This window comes from Kitasatospora paranensis, from assembly GCF_039544005.1.
In the GTDB taxonomy this organism is placed as follows: Bacteria; Actinomycetota; Actinomycetes; order Streptomycetales; family Streptomycetaceae; genus Kitasatospora; species Kitasatospora paranensis.
On record NZ_BAABKV010000001.1, the window covers coordinates 7,659,905 to 7,675,773 of the forward strand.

A 15,869-nucleotide genomic window follows, 5' to 3' on the forward strand; every position below is an offset into this window, starting at 1 on the left:
GACCCGGCGGCCCCCACCGCCGGGTCGAGCGTCCGCGAAGCCGAATCCGGCCGTCGCGCCACGCCCTGTTCACGGAGGACCATGGGCATGCACACACGCATACGCACCCGACTCGTCCGCACTCTGACCCCACTGCTGGCCATCGCCGCACTGGGGACTCCCGTCCTCGCCGCTTCCCCGGCGGCGGCCGTCACCAACTTCACCGCCAAGGTGGCCCTCAACGGCCGTGACGGGCCGTCGCTCAACGCCAACACCGTCAAGGTGGACATGTACCTCGCCGGGCAGACCGTCCCGGTCTCCTGCCAGGCCAAGGGCGAAGAGGCCTACGGCTCGGCGATCTGGGACAAGACCACCGACGGCGTGTGGGTCCCGGACTTCTACGTCCAGACCGGCTCGGACGGCTATGCCCCGGGCGTCCCCCGCTGCGGCGACACCTCGCTCGACTCGACCGCCCTCCCGGCCACCGCCGACCTGGACGGGCGGCAGAGCCCCAGCCTGTCCGCGGCCGTCGTGGAGGTCAACGCCTACCACAACGGCGACCTGGTGCCCGTCGTCTGCCAGGCCACCGGTGGCTCGGCCTACGGCAGCACCATCTGGGACAAGACCAGCGACGGCCTGTGGGTCACCGACGTCTACGTCAAGACCGGGTACAGCGGCTTCGACCCGAACCTCCCCAAGTGCGCCTCGACCAGCGCTCCGAGCTCGGCCGGCTACCTCGCCAAGACCGACCTCAACGGCCGCGCGACCACCCAGGTCTCCGCCCCGGCGGTCAAGGTCTACCCGGGCGGCAGCACCATCCGGATCACCTGCCAGGCGATCGGTGAGAACGCCTACGGCAGCAACATCTGGGACAAGACCACCGACGGCCTTTGGGTCACGGACTACTACGTCAAGACCGGCTTCGACGGCTTCGACCCCGGCCTGCCGCGCTGCACCGACAACACCTCCAACAGCGGCTCCGGCTACACCGCCAAGACCGACCTCAACGGCCGGGCGACCAAGGTCCTCTCCGCCGCCGCGGTCAAGACCTACCCGTCCGGCTCCAGCATCCACATCACCTGCCAGGCCTACGGCGAGTACGCCTACGGCAGCTACATCTGGGACAAGACCACCGACGGCCTGTTCGTCACGGACTACTACGTCCAGACGGGCACCGACGGCTTCCTGTCCAACATGCCGCGCTGCGACAACGACCAGCCGACCGGCGGCGCGCCGGGCGGCGGCACCGGGCCCACCACCGGCAACGGCACCTGTGACACCGCGGGTCACGGTCGGATCAACGGCCCGGCGGGCAGCACCGCCGGGACGAGCGCCGAGAAGATCAGCCGGATCATCGCGCTCGCCCAGCAGGAGACCACCAAGAGCCTCAGCTACGCCTGGGGCGGCGGCGGCAAGGGCGGCCCGAGCTGCGGCATCGCCTCGCTCTCGCCGGGCGGCTACAACGACTACAACCGCTACGGGTTCGACTGCTCGGGCTTCACCGAGTACCTGTTCTGGGCCGCGGCCGGCCGGGACATCGGCGAAGGCAGCAACACCCAGTCCCGCCAGGCCACCCAGGTGTCCTACAGCTCGGTCAAGGCCGGCGACCTCCTCTTCTGGGGCAGCCCGGGCAACACCGACCACGTCGCGCTCTACATCGGCAACGGCCAGATGATCGAGGCCGCACCGCCGCGCGGGACGAGCAGTGTCCACGTCACCAACGTGTACGGCAGCCACAGTTACGCGATCCGCATCTTCAGCTGACCCCGCGCGGCCGACCGCTCGTCAGGGCGCTCGACCGGCCGTCATCCGCTGCCGGGCACGGTTCCTCTCGTGCCCGGTGGCGGGTCCGGTGCCGCGGGAACGGATGTGCAGCCGCCCGGCCCCACCTCCTGGGGCCGGGCGGCTGCCGTGTCCGACGGACGCCACCGGGCCGACAGCAGGGGGTCGTGCACGGAGGAGCCTCCCGCGGGGGAATTGCCGGACGGCCGGCGTGCCGGGTGGGCCCGCCGTGGTGCGGCGCAATGCACCGCACCACTGGCACCGGGCGATTCCGATATCGCGCCGGTATCGCGGCGAGGGCCCGACGGCCCGGCGTAGCGCATTCCGGCTCTGCCCTCTTTCCGCGGGCGTCCAGCGCTTTCCGTGCAACGGAGTTGAGGCCGTCCGGCGCTTGCGACGCCCGGCCGGTGAGGGGTGCTGCGGGGGCCGGCCCGGCCCGGGGCGAGGGCTCACGGGCGTCCCGCGCGACGGTCGGGATACGGCGACGATACGGCCCTCCGCCAGCATGAATGCGGCATCGGATCACCGGACTGTGCCCCGGGGCCGACACCGACAACACGTTGCATGTGCGGGGGCCGACGAGCCGCCGCGACGGACACCGGACAGACCGGTGTCCGGTGGGGAAGGGAATTTAAATGCGTATCAGGAAGCTCATTTCCGCCGTGGCGGTGGCCGGTGCGGTGGCGACGGCGGGCCTTGCGACGGCCGGGAACGCGTCGGCCTTCACGGCCGACTGCCACGGCGGTCAGGTCTGTCTCTACTACAACTCCAGCGCGTACGGCTACGGCGCCGTTTACATCCAGAACACGAGCATCGACAACTACGCGGACGGAAACCTCAAGTTCTCGTCCGGCCACAACGGCAGCGCCGGCTCCGGTGTCGCGGTGAAGAACAACGCGGCGGCCGTCGACAACCACTGGTACGGCACGTTCAACGTCTACTACAACAGCAACATGGACTGCAGCGTCGCTTGCCAGCCCATTCCGATGAACACCCGCCGGGACCTGAACTCCGCGCTGAAGAACAACAACGCGTCGGGCGAATTCGTCGGGCCGTGATCCGATCCGGCCGCGTCCGGATTTCCGTGGTCCCCGGTCGGCCCCTGGCGGCCGGGGACCACGGCACCACCTGCCCGCACCAGCCCTGTCTCGCCGTCCCGAAAGAGACCCGCCTGTGTTCAGCCGTCCGCCCCGCCCCGCCGTGCTCCTGATCACCCTGCCCCTGCTGCTGGCCGGCTGCGCGAGCGCTGTTGCGGGGACCGAGTCCGGTGCCGGGACGCAGCCGAGCCCCCGGCAGTCCATGGTGACCAGCACTGCGCCGCCGCCGGTGTCCGCGACGCCGGTGCTCGACTCGGCGAACGCCGAGCCGCTGCCGCTGGACGCCTATCTGCTCAGCCCCGTACAGCAGTTGACGGTCGGACGGGCCCAGCAGAAGCTGATCGTGAGCTGCATGGCCTCGCTCGGCCTCCGCTACGCGCCGCCGGCGGAGAGCCGGAGTCCCCGGGACGAGGACGCCCCCACCACCCGGGTGGACGCCCGGTACGGTCACCAGAACGCCGCGCTGATGGCGAGGTGGGGCTATCACCCGCAGGGTGGCATCCCGGCCGGCGCCGGCGCGAAGCCCAGCGGCCCGGCGGTCTCGCCGCAGATGGAGGTCGCCCTGCGAGGGACGGCGGATGCGGCCGCGCACTCCGGCCCGGGCGGACAGACCGTCAACGGCCACAAGGTGCCGGACCACGGCTGCATCGGTACGGCGGCCGCACGGCTGACCGGTGCGGTCGACGGGGCCGTGGGGGACGCGGAGTTCGCCGGCGACGTGAAGTTCGCGACGCTGGAGGGCTCCCGCGAGGACGGCCGGACCCAGGCGGTGTTCGGCCTGTGGAAGCAGTGCATGAAGGACGCCGGCTTCACCTACGCGGATCCGCTGGAGGCCCTCGGCGACCCGCAGTGGCGCAGGACGCCGTTGCCCACCCAGCGCGAACTGCAGGTGGCGACGGCGGACGCGGCCTGCCGGCACCAGCACAACGTGGTGGGCGTCTGGTACGCGGTCGACGCCGCCTACCAGCGGCAGGCGATCGCGGCCAATGCCCCCGCGATGGCGGAGGCCAAGGTCGCACTGGAGGCCCAGGTGAAGGCGGCGACGGAGGTCATGGCCGGTTGACGCGTTGCGGGTCGGGCACGGCGGCCGGAGTCCCCTGCCGATTCCGTGCCCGCCCGTGCCTGCACGATGCCTTGACAGTGCCCGGGCCGACTCCTATCGTCCTGCGGGAGAGCGCTCTCTCATAGCCGGGGCAAGGTCTGCCGGACTGTCAGGGTCGGCTGCGCCCGCCCTGCCCTGAGGTCCTGCGCCCGCCGTGGCGCGCGGTGGTCGGAGTGCGCCGCGCTCCACCAGGCCTCTCGGAGGGAGTACCCGTGCGATCGGCCTTCATCGTGGCGGCAGGTGCCGCTCTCGCGGTCACGGCTGGGCTGGTCGCAGTGGCCGGGGCGGCCGGCAGCGGCCGCCCCGTGCCCGCCGGCCCGGCGGCGGCCCGGCCCGCGACGGGTGTTCCGTCCGGCGGCCCGGGGGCCTTCGGGCCGACCGACGTCGCCTGGCTGCAACTGCTCACGCCGATGACCGAGCAGGCCGTCCGGCTGGCCGCGCTCGCCGGCACCCGGGCGGCCGATCCCGGGCTGCGCTCCCTCGCCGGATCGATCGCGACCGCCCACGGAGCCGAACTGAGCCGGCTGCGGGCCTGCGAACAGCGGGCCGGGGTGGGCGCAACGGACGTGCACGCGGGCCACGACATGCCGGGGATGACCACCGCCGCCGAGTACACGGCCGCCGAGCAGGCTGCCGGCAGCGCCTTCGACCGGATCGTCGAGGACCGGCTGCGCGAGTACCTGGAGCAGTCGGTGAAGCTGGCCGGCTCGGAGGACGCCAACGGCACCGAGCCGGGCGTGCAGCAGCTCGCCGCCGACCTGGCGCGCAGCCGGTCCGCGGAGCTCTCCCGACTCGACGGGATCGCCGCTCGGCAGGGTTGACCGGGCGGAGCGGCTCCCCGGTGCGGCACGGCGCCGGACCGGCCGTCTGCGAACCTCCCGCCTGCCGCGCGACCTCTGCGGGCCGACCCCGCAGCAGGCCCGGGCAGCCCGGGACTCCGGTGCGAGGAGCCGTCATCGGCGCCCCCTACGATGGCCCGCATGAACAGTGGGGGACCCGGAGCGCGGCTGATCGACGGCCGGTTCGAACTGGTGGAGCGTCTCGGCGGCGGAGGCATGGGCCTGGTGTGGCGGGCGCGGGACACCGCGCTCGAGCGCGAGGTCGCGCTGAAGGAGGTGCGGCCGCCGGACCCGGCGATGCTCGCCGCGGACGAGGCGGCCGCCTTCGAGCTGCGCGAGCGGGTGCTCCGCGAGGCCCGGGCGCTCGCCCGCCTCCAGCACCCGAACGTCGCGGTCATCCACCACATCGTGGACGGCGCGGAACATCAGCACCCCTGGCTGGTGATGGAGCTGATCAGCGGCGGCTCGCTGGCCGACCGGCTCGCCCGGGGCCCGCTCACCGTCCCGGAGGCCGCCCGGATCGGCCGCGGTGTGCTCTCCGCGCTGCGTGCGGCGCACGCCGCCGGGATCCAGCACCGCGACGTCAAGCCCGGCAACGTCCTGCTGCGGCCCGACGGCACCCCGGTCCTCACCGACTTCGGCATCGCCGCGATGCAGGAGGCGACCGCGCTCACCGCGACCGGTTCGCTGATCGGCTCGCCCGAGTACATCGCGCCCGAGCGGATCCGCGGCGAGGAGGGCAACCCCTCGTCCGACCTGTGGTCGCTGGGCATGATGCTGTACGTCGCGGTCGAGGGCCACCATCCGCTGCGCCGGGCGACGACGCTCGCGACGCTCGCCGCGGTGCTCGACGAGCCCCTGCCGCCGCCCACCCGGTCGGGCCGGCTCGGCCCGGTGCTGGCCGCGCTGCTGGGCCGCGACCCGGCCGCCCGTCCGGACGCGGCGCAGCTCGACGCGCTGCTCGCCGCGGCCGAGCAGGCCCCGGCCGACGCGGTGCCGGGGGCGTACGTGCAGACCAGCCTCGACACGCCGTACCCGTACGGCAAGAGCCGTCCGTCGGGGCAGACGCCGAACCCGTACGCGGCGGGGCATCCGTCGGACCCGACACCCCACCCGTACGGGACCGGGCCCGCCTCCGGCGGCACGCCGAATCCCTACGCGACCGGGTCCGCCTCCGGCGGCACGCCGAATCCCTACGCGACCGGGTCCGCCTCCGGCGGGACGGTGAACCCGTACGGTTCGCCGGTGCATCCGGCCGGGCCGACCGCGGGCCCGTACGGGCAGGTCCCGGCCTTCGGCGGCAGCGGCCAGGTGACCAGCCCCTGGGGGCCCGGCGGGGCGGCCCCGGAACGGCCCGGGCGCGGCTCGCGGACGGGTGTGATCGCCGCATCCGTGGCGGTGGCCGTCCTGCTGGCCGGCGGCGCCGCCTGGAAGTTCGCGCCCGGTACGGCCAAGCACGGCACGGCTTCGCACGGCTCCTCCGGCTCCCCGGCCACCACGGCGGGTGTCACCGGTGGCGCGACCGGGGGCGGCTCCGCGCCGACGCCGGGGGCGGCGCCGTCGGCCACCGCGAAGTCCAACGGGGGAAGAACCTGATCACGCCCGACGGGATCCGCGCGGCGATCGCCGCGCTGACCCCGGCCATGGGCACCAACAAGGTGTTCGAGCTGACGGTCTATCCGGAGTACGCCCTGGCCGAGGCCCCCACGGCGGCGAATCCGAAGGAGTACGACCGCTTCGAGTACCGCAACGCGAGGGCCGCCAAGGACGAGATGGGCGGGGGCACCGCCACCGGCGACGACGCGCCGGTGGATCTCTCCGCCTATGACTGGAACCTCATCCCGGGGCTCCTCCAGCAGGCGGAGGCGACCCTGAACGTGAAGAACCCGACCAGCCGGTACCTGATCATCCAGCCGGACATCCTGGACGGGCAGCCGGCCATCTACGTCTACCTGAGCAACGCCCACAGCAACAGCGGCTACCTGGAGACGGATCCGCACGGCAAGGTGATCCGGACGATGCCGGCCGAGTAGCGCGACGGGGCCCGCGCCGACCGGCGCGGGCCCCGTGCGTGCAGCGGGTCCGTTCAGCGGCGGTGCCGCGTCACCACTTGTCCCAGGAGATGTTCCATCCGCTGAGGCCGTTCGCCGGGTCGACCTGCTTGCCGACGGAGTTCTGCACCTTCACCACGTCGCCGATGATCGACGCGTCGTAGAACATCCCGGCCGGGGTGTCCGGGCTGCCGTCCTCGGCGGAGCTGTCCTCCAGGCCGACGCAGCCGTGACTGGTGTTCCGGCTGCCGAACGGGTCGTCGGGGGCGTACTTGCCGTGCACGTACGTCCCGGTCGGGGTCAGCCGCAGGGCGTGCGGCATCTTCACCTTGTAGGCGGGGCCCTCGTGGTTGACGACGGTGGAGGAGTCCATCACCGTCGTGCCCTCCTTCGCCATGACCACCATCGTGCCGTTGAAGGTGTTCTGCGAGGCGGGGGAGGAGGCGCCGGCGCTGATCGGGATGTTCTGGTCGGGCTTGCCGTCCTCCTGGACGATCATCCGGTGGCTGGAGGCGTCCGCGGTGCTGATCCGCGAGCGGCCGATGGTGAACGACTGGTCGCTGTCGACCTCGCCGTAGACACCGGGCGCGGTCTCGACGCTCTTGAGCCGGTAGTGCGCGGTGACCTTGGTCTGCGGCTTCCAGAAGCTCTCCGGACGGAAGTCGATCCGGGTGCTGTTGAACCAGTGGCCCTTGACCGTGCTGTGGTCGGAGGTGTCGAAGGTGATCGCCTTCTCGACGGCGGCGCGGTCCTCGACGGGCTTCTTGAACGTCAGCGAGACGATCATGCCGACGCCGTACGTCTGGCCGTCGGCGATGTTGTCCTGGGGGCCCGCGCCCTTGGCCGGCGTGAGCGTGGTGAACGTGCCGTCGGCGGTGGCGACGATGCCGGCGGCGTCGGCGGCCTTCGCACTCACCTTGTAGGCGGTCGAGACGGCGAGTCCGGCGGAGGGCACCCAGCTCAGCCCGTCGGCGGAGAGCGCGCCGGGGACGGCCTTGCCGTCCGGGCCGGTGACCGCGACCTCGGTGAGTCTGCCGTTGGTGACCGTGACCTTCAGCGCGCCGGTGGGCTTGACGTCCTTCGCCCCGTTGCCCGGCTCGATGCCGATGACCGCGGCCGAGGCCTTCGGCTTGGCCGCCTCCGACCCCGCGCCGCTGCCGCTGCTGCTGCAGGCCGTCGTCACCGCCAGCACACAGCCCAGTGCCGCCGCTGCCATGACCCTGCTCGTCCGCTTCACGCCATACCCCTTGCCGTCTTTCCCGTTCTGTACACGCTCGGGAAGGCTCAGGGGTTTCCGTCGGACGCGGACGATTCGGTCACGAATCCGTAACCGCCCGGCGCCGGGTGTCCGGCGCCGGGCGCGGCCGCGGCGGGTTCGGGGGCTCGGCCGGTGCGGGTCAGGCCAGGATCTTGGCCTTCGCCTTGAGGAACTCCTCCTCGCTGATGTGGCCCTGCTGCTTGAGTTCGGCGAGCCGGGCCAGCTCCTCCGTGGTGCTGCCGCCGGCCGATCCGGCGGTCTTGCGGATGTACGAGTCCATCGCGGACTGCTGCTCCTGCATCTGCTGCATGTCGCGCTGACCCATGGACTTGCCACGGGCGATCAGGTAGACGAAGACGCCGAGGAAGGGCAGCAGGATGACGAAGATCAGCCAGCCGGCCTTGCCCCAGCCGCTGAGGTCGTCGTCGCGGAAGATGTCCAGGATGATCTTGAAGAGCAGGAAGAACCACAGGATCCACAGGAAGAACATCAACATGGTCCAGAAGAGGTTCAGCACGGGATAGTCCGTCGCGAGCTGCATACCGGCCTCCGGGGTCGTTCGGGGGCGGGCGTGCCCCACGGCTCGTTTCAAGTCGAACAGCACACGGCCGGTCCGGCGAGCCGGACGGGTCCGGGTGGGCGGCCTCCGGAGGACGGGCGCCGCCCGGGCGTGTCGGGCAGGGCGCCCGGGCGGCGGCGGAGCGGATCCGGCGGCGGGTCAGGAGCCGGTGGTGACGGCGACCTGGTCGACCGTCCAGAACGCACTGTTGGTGCCGGTGTAGCGGAAGCGCAGCTGGGCCGTGGAGACCCCGGCCGGGACGGCCACGGTCAGCTGCTCGAAGCCGTTCAGGTCGGCGCGGTAGGACTTGACCAGCTGCGGGGTGCCCGCGTCGAAGACCACGTACAGGTCGCCGGTCTGCGGGCCGTCGATCGTGTAGTCCGTGGCGAACGAGACGGTGGCGTGGCCGGCGCCGGCCACCGGGTAGCGCGGGCTGACCAGCGTCGAGTCGAACCGGCCGGTGCCGTGCGCCTTGTCGTCCCACTCGTCGGAGTCCGCCACGGCGAAGACGTTGCGGGCCCGGACGTTGGTCTCCCGGGACTGACCCAACTGGGTGGCCGTCCAGAATTCGTCGGTTGCGAAGGACCAGCCGCGCCACTCGGTGACGCCCCCGGTCGGCATGGCCGAGTTGTCGATGCTCCAGCCGGCGGGCGGGGTGTGCGTCCAGCCCTTCACGCCGACCGGGATGCCGGTCTCGTCCGTCCGGCTCTGCAGGCCCGGCCGCAATCCGTCGAAGGCGTCCGGCGTGATGGTGTCGATCGGCCGGCCGTCGAGCTGCCACGCCGGGTCGATCGCCACGCCCTCGTGCTCCAGCACGGTCGGAGCGATGTCGACGGGCTTCACGTCCCGCCGGGTGGAGCCGGGGGTGAGGCCGGCGCCGTCGGCGATCACGAAGGTCTGCCGCTCGACCGCCGAGTTGCCGCCGTGGCCGCCCGCGTCGGTGTGGCCGTGGTCGGTGGTCACGACGATCAGCCAGTCCTCGGATCCGTAGGTCGGACGCGACCTGACGGCCTGCACGACCTGGCCGACCAGGGAGTCCACCGCGTGGATCGCCGCCAGGTACTGACTGCTGGCGCCGCCGTGGCCGTGCCCGGCCTCGTCCACCTCGTCGAAGTGCAGGAACGTGGTGTCGGGATTGCCGTTCGCCAGGTAGTCGGCCGCGTCGGAGGCGGTCTTCGCGTCGTTCTCGCTCTCGTCGATCCGCAGGTCGGCGCGGCCGTTGAAGACGGTGTCCGTGAGGGGTTCCAGGACGCCGCGACCAAGGTGGAGGCGCCGGGTGAGGCCGTCTCCAGCCGGGTGGCCACGTCCGGGTAGGTGTCGAAGTGCGAGCCGGCGAAGGTGTTGTCCTTCACGCCGTGCTTGTCCGGCCAGACGCCGGTGGCGATGGTCGACCAGCCGGGGCCGGAGAGGGTCGGCGCCAGCGGGTTCGCGTACAGGTTGCCGGTGGCGGTCATGCCGCCGCTCATCAGCGCCTTGAGATTGGGGGCGTCGGCGGCGAGCAGCTTGTCGTAGCGGGTGCCGTCGATGCCGATGACCAGGGTCTTGGCCGACTTGGTGCCGTTCGGCAGACCCTTGTACGGGCCGGTGGCGGCGGAGGTGGAGGCGGAGGCCGGCAGGGCGGTGAGCGGCAGCAGGGCGGCAGCGGCGGCTGCGGCCAGGACGGTCCGGGTGGTGCGGGTGGTGCGCACGGGGGCTCCTCCGGGGCGTGGGGCTCGGAACGCGGGCGGTGCCTGCCGGGCGGCGACACCGGCAGGAGCCTGGCCGCCCGCGGCGATCGGACCGTCGCCGCGAGAGAGCCGGTGCGTGAACAGGTGGCCAAGTTCAGTCCAGACCGGTTATCGTTCCGTTACCTTCGGGCTCCGCCCGGACATCCGTCCGCGGTGGCCGCGGCCACGGTGACCGGCCCGGATGCCGGTACGGTGACGCGGTGAGCCACGGCACCTCGCAGCCCCCGCCCCGCCCGCCCCCGCGACCGCCGCCCCGGCCGGGCCCGGCGCCCCGGTGGCCGCGGTCCGCGCCGGCGTCCCGGAGCACGGCCGGGTGCCCAAGTACTACGCGGTGAAGGCCGAACTCGAGACCCTGCTCGCCGGGCTCGGCGCGGGCGGCCTGCTGCCGACCGAGGTCGACCTCGCCGCCCGCTACGGGGTGTCCCGGGCGACCCTGCGGCAGGCCCTCCGCGACCTGCTGCTGGAGGGCCGGCTGCGCCGCCGGGGCCGCGGCACGGTGGTGGCCGGCCCCAAGATCGAGCAGCCGCTCTCGCTGGGCAGCTACACCGAGGGCGTCACCCGGCAGGGCCTGCGGCCCGGCCGCACCCTGGTCGGTCTCGACCGGACCAGTGCCGACGGACCGCTCGCGGACCGGCTGGCCGTGGCGCCGGGCGAGGCCCTCTGGCACCTGGAACGCGTCCTGCGGGCCGACGAGGAGCGCGTCGGCCTGGAGAGCACCTACCTGCCGGTGCGGCGCGCGCCGCGACTGGACCGGGACTTCGACCCGGCCGGCTCGCTCTACCACTACCTGCACGAGCAGGGGACGGTGCTCGGCGGCGCCGAGGAGCGTATCGAGACGGTGCTCGCCAGCCCGCGCGAGGCGCTGCTGATCGGGACACCGCCAGCCCTGCCGATGCTGCTCCTGCACCGCAGCAGCCGGGACACCGCCGGGGCCCCGCTGGAACTCGTCCGCACGCTCTACCGGGGGGACCGGTTCTCCTTCACCCTCGACCTCGGATCCGCCCCGACCGGGTGACCGGGAGCCCCTGGGCGGCGCACCGGGCAGCGCACCGGGGCCCGTACCGGGCGCACGGGCCGGCCGAACGCTCCGCGGATGCTCCCGGTGCGCCCCCGGGGCTCGGTCGTACCGGCCTCGTGACGGGTCGGTGCTCTGCCACAGTGGGCGCGCCGGTCGGTGCGCCACGGGATGGCCGACGGGCGGACGTGCCGGACGCCGTCCGGGCCGCACAGGGGGAGGCAGGGACACATGGAACGCCGCTGGCTGATCACCGGGTGCTCGTCCGGGCTGGGCCGCTCGCTGGCCGCCGCGGCGGCCGCCGCCGGGGACTATGTCCTGGCGACGGCCCGCAAACCGGCGGCGCTGTCGGAGCTCGTCGACGCCCACCCGGGCCGGGTCACCACGGCGGCGCTGGACATCCGCGATCCCGCCCAGTGCGAGGCGGCGGTCGCCGCGGCCGTCGACCGCCTCGGCGGGCTCGACGTCCTGGTGAACAACGCGGGCAGCGGACTCTTCGGTGCCGTCGAGGAGATCTCCGACGACGAACTGCGCGACCAGCTGGAGACCCTGGTGGTCGGTCCGTGGCGGCTGGCCCGGCTCGTGCTGCCGGTGATGCGGTCGCAGCGGACCGGACACATCGTCAACGTCTCGTCCCTCGCCGGCCGGATGGCCTTCCCGGGGCTCGCCTCGTACGTCGCCGGCAAGTACGCCCTGGAGGGCATGAGCCAGGCGCTGGCCGCGGAGGCGGCACCGCTCGGGGTCCGGGTGACGGTGCTGGAGCCGGGCGGGTTCGCGACCGGGTACGGCAGTGCGCTCGCCGAGGCGGCGGCCCGCGTCCCGGCCTACGCGCCGGTCACCGGACCGATGTTCGCGGCTCTGCGCGGCATGGCGGGGGATGCCTCGCTCGGGCGGCCGGAGGACTTCGCGCAGCAGGTGCTGCGGGTGGTGGCCGCCGAGCACGGGCCGGTCCGGATCCCGGTCGGGGCCGACGCCTTCGCCTATCTCGACGCTGCGGAGCAGGCCGCGCGGGCGGAACTCGCCGAGGCCCGGACGTTCGGTCCCGACGGCTTCTGACCCGACAGCTTCCGACCCGACGGCGTCCGACCCGGCGGCAGCCGCGACGACGGCTCCGGGAAATCCGGATGACCCGGCTGTGGGCGCCCGCCTAGCCTCGCCGGCATGGGAATCTCCGCACTGCTCAACGTGGTCGACGTCGAGGCGACCTGCTGGGACGGCGAGCCGCCGCCCGGGCAGGTCCACGAGATCATCGAGATCGGTCTGACCGTCGTCGACCTCGACCGGGGCGAGCGGGTCGGCCGGCACCGCATCCTGGTGCGGCCGGCGCGCTCCTCGGTGAGCGCCTTCTGCACGGAGCTGACCGGGCTGACCCGGGCCGAGGTGGCGACCGGGGTCGGCTTCGCCGAGGCCTGCCGGCAACTCGCCGTCGAGCACCGGGCCGGCGAGCGGCCCTGGGCGAGCTGGGGCGACTACGACCGCAACCAGTTCACCCGGCAGTGCCGCGCGACCGGCACGCGCTACCCGTTCGGCCGGCACCACACCAACGCCAAGGCGGTCTTCACCGAGGCCCACGGCCTGCGCCGGCGCCCGGGGATGGCCGGGGCCCTGGAATTCGCCGGGCTCCCGCTGGAGGGCCGCCACCACAGCGGCGAGGACGACGCCTGGAACATCGCCGCCCTCGTTCTCGGCCTGGCCGCCCGCGGCGACTGGCCGGGCAGCCCCGGGGCGCCCACGGGCTGACGCCGTGGGCCGGGCCGCCGGCCCCGTCGGGTCGCTCGGCCCTCCCCGGCTGCTCGCTCACCCTGCCCCGGCTGCTCAGCCCGCCCGGTCGGGCCGGGGAGTGCGGCGCGGCGGCGGGCGGTCTCGCCGAGGGCGGCGAGGTCGCGCTCGCCCTCGCCGTGCGCGAGCGCCTCCAGCAGCGCCTCGCGCAGCACCCCGGCGACGGGCATCGGGACCCGCGCCCCGGCCCCGGCATCCAGGGCCAGGCCGATGTCCTTGAGGCCGAGGGCGAGCCGGAAGCCGGCGGGCTCGTACCGGCGTTCGGCGATCATGGCGCCGTAGCCGGCATAGACCGGGCCCGGGAAGACCGTACCGGTCAGCACCTCCAGCAGGTCGCCGGCGGCCAGTCCGTTGGCCTCGGCGAGGGCGGTGGCCTCGGAGAGCGCCTCGATGGCCGAGACCAGCATGAAGTTGGCGCCGATCTTGGCGATGTTGGCGGCCTCGGGCCGTTCGCCGAGCCGGAACGTCCGGCGTCCCATGGCGTCGAAGAGCGGCTGGACGGAGTCCAGCACGGGGTCTCGCCGGCGGCCAGGATGGCGAGGTTGCCGGCGGCGGCCACGTCCGAACGGCCCATCACGGGGGCGGCGACGTAGCCGATTCCGTGTTCGGCGTGCTGGGCGGCGGCGCGGCGGGCCAGCTCCGGCGAGACGGTGGCCATGTTGACGTGCACCGTCGTCGTCGCGGCGGCGAGCAGGTCGTCGTCCAGCAGCAGGGACTCCACGGCCGCGTCGTCGGCGAGCATCGAGACGACCGCTTCGGCCGCCAGTGCGGCGGAGAGGGAGCCTGCGGCCTCGGCGCCGTCGCCGACCAGGATCCGGACGGCCTCGGGCGAGCGGTTCCACACCGTCACCCGGTGCCCCGCGGAAAGGAGTTGCCGGGCCATCTCCCGGCCCATGGTGCCCAGGCCGACGAATCCCACATGCACGGTGCTCACTCCCGGCGTCGCACGGCGACCGGGCCGGTCGGCCGGATCGGTGATCCGATCCTAGGTCCTGCCGGGACGGGCGGACGCCGAGGTGGACGGACTCCGAGGTGGACGGACTCCGGGGGCGGCGCCGAGGCCACGCCCCCGGAGTCCGGGACGGTCAGACCGGGATCTCCTCGGCGGCGGTCGCCACCGGCTCCGCCTCGGTCTCCTGCGGCCGGGCGTGCCGGGGGAGCAGGAAGATCGCACCGAAGACGACGGCCAGCATGGCGATCTCGACGCCGAGGGTGAACTGCTCGGCGTGCACGAAGCTGTCGCCCTTGATCCGCTCGAAGAACACCGTGCCCAGGATCGCCGTGCCGAGGGCCGCGCCGAGCTGCTGGACGGAGGTGAGCGTGCCGGAGGCCGAGCCCGTCTCGTGCGGCTCGACGGAGGCGAGCACGGTGTCGAAGAACGGCGCCATGACGAAGCCCATGCCGAGGCCGGTGACGGCCAGTGCGGGGTCAGCTGCCACGGGGTGACCGTGTCACCGCTCAGCCCCAGGGTGAGGATGACGCCGCCGACGCCGGCGACCATGGTGATCAGGCCGCCGTGCATGACCTTGCGGCCGAACTTCGCCAGGGCCTGCGAGGCGATGAAGGCCACCACCATGCCGATCGAGGAGGGGATGCCGGCGAGGCCCGCCTTGAACGGCGAGTAATGCAGGCCGATCTGGGTGTAGAGGCTGAAGGTCAGCCAGAAGCCGGTCATCGCCGAGAAGAAGACCAGGCCCAGCGCCATGCCGCCGCTGAAGCCGCGCTTGCGGAACAGGCTCGGCTCGACGAGCGGGTCGCGGCCGGCGGCCGCGGTGCGCTTCTCGTACCAGGCGAAGACCGCGAAGACCGCGACGGCCAGGGCGATGAGCGCGAACGCCCAGGCCGGCCAGCCGTGCTCGCGGCCCTGGACGAGCGGGAAGACGATCAACGCGGATCCGGCCGCGGCCAGGAGGGCGCCCAGCAGGTCGAGCCGGACGGTGCGGGCGCTCTTCCACTCGGGCAGGAAGGCCAGGCCGCCGGCGACGGCGAACAGGCCGAGCGGGATGTTGATGAGGAAGATCATGCGCCAGCCGGAGCCCCACAGGTCCGCGTCGACGAGCCAGCCGGCCAGGATCGGGCCGCCGACCGTGGACAGGCCCATCACGGGACCGAACATGCCGAAGGCCGCGGCCTGCTCCTTCTCGGAGAAGATCTCCTTGAGGATGCCCAGGCCCTGCGGCAGCATGATCGCGCCCAGCAGGCCCTGCACCACCCGGGCGGCGATGAGCTGGTCCGGTGCCTGGGCGAGGCCGCAGGCGACCGAGCCGAGGGTGAAGCCGACGGCGCCGACCAGGTACATCCGGCGACGGCCGAAGATGTCGCCGAGGCGGCCGCCGGTGATCAGGCCGATCGCCATGGCGAGGGTGTAGGCCGCGCCGAGCCACTGGATGGTGCTCTCCCCGCCGCCGATGTCGGCGCGGATGGCGGGGGCGGCGATGTTGGTGACCAGGGAGTCGAGGAGGTCCATGACCTCCGCTGCGAGGACCACGAACAGCGCGGCCCACCGCCATCGGTACGGGGCGGGGGTGTCGGTCATGAGTGGGTCTCCAGGCGGAACGACGGTTGGAACGATGTTTGCGTGACGAACACTGTTCTACGGAGCGATCCATGTTCCGTCAAGCCGAATACCGCCGCGATACCGAACGGTGTTCGTTCCGGGTACGATGTTCGTTGCCGGGTGT

At 73.2% G+C, this 15,869-nt stretch carries 14 protein-coding genes and 2 pseudogenes; 9 read left to right on the top strand and 7 right to left on the bottom strand.

Annotation, left to right across the window (positions count from 1 at the left end; genetic code table 11):
* The first annotated feature begins 87 nt into the window (after positions 1-87).
* The 6 genes from ABEB13_RS36350 to ABEB13_RS36375 all read left to right on the top strand — a co-directional run bounded on the left by ABEB13_RS36350 (position 88) and on the right by ABEB13_RS36375 (position 6,832).
* Complete coding sequence (locus ABEB13_RS36350) at positions 88-1,743, top strand: NlpC/P60 family protein (RefSeq protein ID WP_345708915.1); 1,656 nt, start codon at positions 88-90, stop codon at positions 1,741-1,743.
* Between the two features lie 653 nt (positions 1,744-2,396).
* Positions 2,397-2,819 carry a hypothetical protein gene (locus ABEB13_RS36355; protein ID WP_100886973.1) on the top strand — a complete coding sequence of 141 codons (423 nt, stop codon included), beginning with the start codon at positions 2,397-2,399 and terminating at the stop codon, positions 2,817-2,819.
* Between the two features lie 115 nt (positions 2,820-2,934).
* The gene (locus tag ABEB13_RS36360; RefSeq protein WP_345708916.1) at positions 2,935-3,921 is read left to right on the top strand and encodes a hypothetical protein; all 987 of its coding nucleotides are present in this window, start codon (positions 2,935-2,937) and stop codon (positions 3,919-3,921) included.
* Positions 3,922-4,172: 251 nt separating this feature from the next.
* Positions 4,173-4,781 carry a DUF305 domain-containing protein gene (locus ABEB13_RS36365; RefSeq protein WP_345708917.1) on the top strand — a complete coding sequence of 203 codons (609 nt, stop codon included), beginning with the start codon at positions 4,173-4,175 and terminating at the stop codon, positions 4,779-4,781.
* A gap of 159 nt (positions 4,782-4,940) precedes the next feature.
* Positions 4,941-6,395, top strand: coding sequence for a serine/threonine-protein kinase (locus tag ABEB13_RS36370; protein WP_345708918.1), 1,455 nt, complete (start codon positions 4,941-4,943; stop codon positions 6,393-6,395).
* Between the two features lie 47 nt (positions 6,396-6,442).
* Complete coding sequence (locus tag ABEB13_RS36375; RefSeq protein WP_345708919.1) at positions 6,443-6,832, top strand: hypothetical protein; 390 nt, start codon at positions 6,443-6,445, stop codon at positions 6,830-6,832.
* 70 nt (positions 6,833-6,902) lie between these two features.
* Here the strand turns inward: ABEB13_RS36375 and ABEB13_RS36380 are convergent, their stop codons facing one another.
* The 4 genes and pseudogenes from ABEB13_RS36380 to ABEB13_RS36395 form a co-directional block, all read right to left on the bottom strand.
* Entirely contained in the window at positions 6,903-8,066 is a 1,164-nt protein-coding gene (locus ABEB13_RS36380) for a L,D-transpeptidase (RefSeq protein WP_345708920.1), read from the bottom strand.
* Positions 8,067-8,247: 181 nt separating this feature from the next.
* Complete coding sequence (locus ABEB13_RS36385) at positions 8,248-8,649, bottom strand: SHOCT domain-containing protein (protein WP_100886969.1); 402 nt, start codon at positions 8,647-8,649, stop codon at positions 8,248-8,250.
* 177 nt (positions 8,650-8,826) lie between these two features.
* On the bottom strand, positions 8,827-10,062 hold the full coding sequence (locus ABEB13_RS36390; protein ID WP_345709949.1) for an alkaline phosphatase family protein: 1,236 nt from the start codon (positions 10,060-10,062) through the stop codon (positions 8,827-8,829).
* Positions 9,981-10,355: pseudogene (locus tag ABEB13_RS36395) on the bottom strand (alkaline phosphatase family protein); the annotation flags it as partial. The gene ABEB13_RS36390 and the pseudogene ABEB13_RS36395, both read right to left, overlap by 82 nt.
* Before the next feature lie 313 nt (positions 10,356-10,668).
* On the opposite strand from ABEB13_RS36395, the gene ABEB13_RS36400 reads away from it, so the two are divergent.
* The 3 genes from ABEB13_RS36400 to ABEB13_RS36410 all read left to right on the top strand — a co-directional run bounded on the left by ABEB13_RS36400 (position 10,669) and on the right by ABEB13_RS36410 (position 13,149).
* Complete coding sequence (locus ABEB13_RS36400; protein ID WP_345708921.1) at positions 10,669-11,409, top strand: GntR family transcriptional regulator; 741 nt, start codon at positions 10,669-10,671, stop codon at positions 11,407-11,409.
* 231 nt (positions 11,410-11,640) lie between these two features.
* Positions 11,641-12,465: an SDR family oxidoreductase gene (locus ABEB13_RS36405; RefSeq protein WP_345708922.1), complete on the top strand. Its 825-nt coding sequence runs from the start codon at positions 11,641-11,643 to the stop codon at positions 12,463-12,465.
* Between the two features lie 105 nt (positions 12,466-12,570).
* Positions 12,571-13,149 (top strand): 3'-5' exonuclease, encoded by a 579-nt coding sequence (locus ABEB13_RS36410; RefSeq protein WP_345708923.1) that lies wholly within the window; start codon positions 12,571-12,573, stop codon positions 13,147-13,149.
* A gap of 188 nt (positions 13,150-13,337) precedes the next feature.
* Here the strand turns inward: ABEB13_RS36410 and ABEB13_RS40920 are convergent.
* The 3 genes and pseudogenes from ABEB13_RS40920 to ABEB13_RS36420 form a co-directional block, all read right to left on the bottom strand.
* Positions 13,338-13,595, bottom strand: a pseudogene (locus ABEB13_RS40920) (NAD-binding protein); the annotation flags it as partial.
* Positions 13,505-14,122 carry an NAD(P)-dependent oxidoreductase gene (locus ABEB13_RS36415; protein WP_345708924.1) on the bottom strand — a complete coding sequence of 206 codons (618 nt, stop codon included), beginning with the start codon at positions 14,120-14,122 and terminating at the stop codon, positions 13,505-13,507. The gene ABEB13_RS36415 and the pseudogene ABEB13_RS40920, both read right to left, overlap by 91 nt.
* Positions 14,123-14,173: 51 nt before the next feature.
* Positions 14,174-15,724 carry an MFS transporter gene (locus ABEB13_RS36420; RefSeq protein ID WP_345708925.1) on the bottom strand — a complete coding sequence of 517 codons (1,551 nt, stop codon included), beginning with the start codon at positions 15,722-15,724 and terminating at the stop codon, positions 14,174-14,176.
* Positions 15,725-15,869 lie beyond the last annotated feature (145 nt).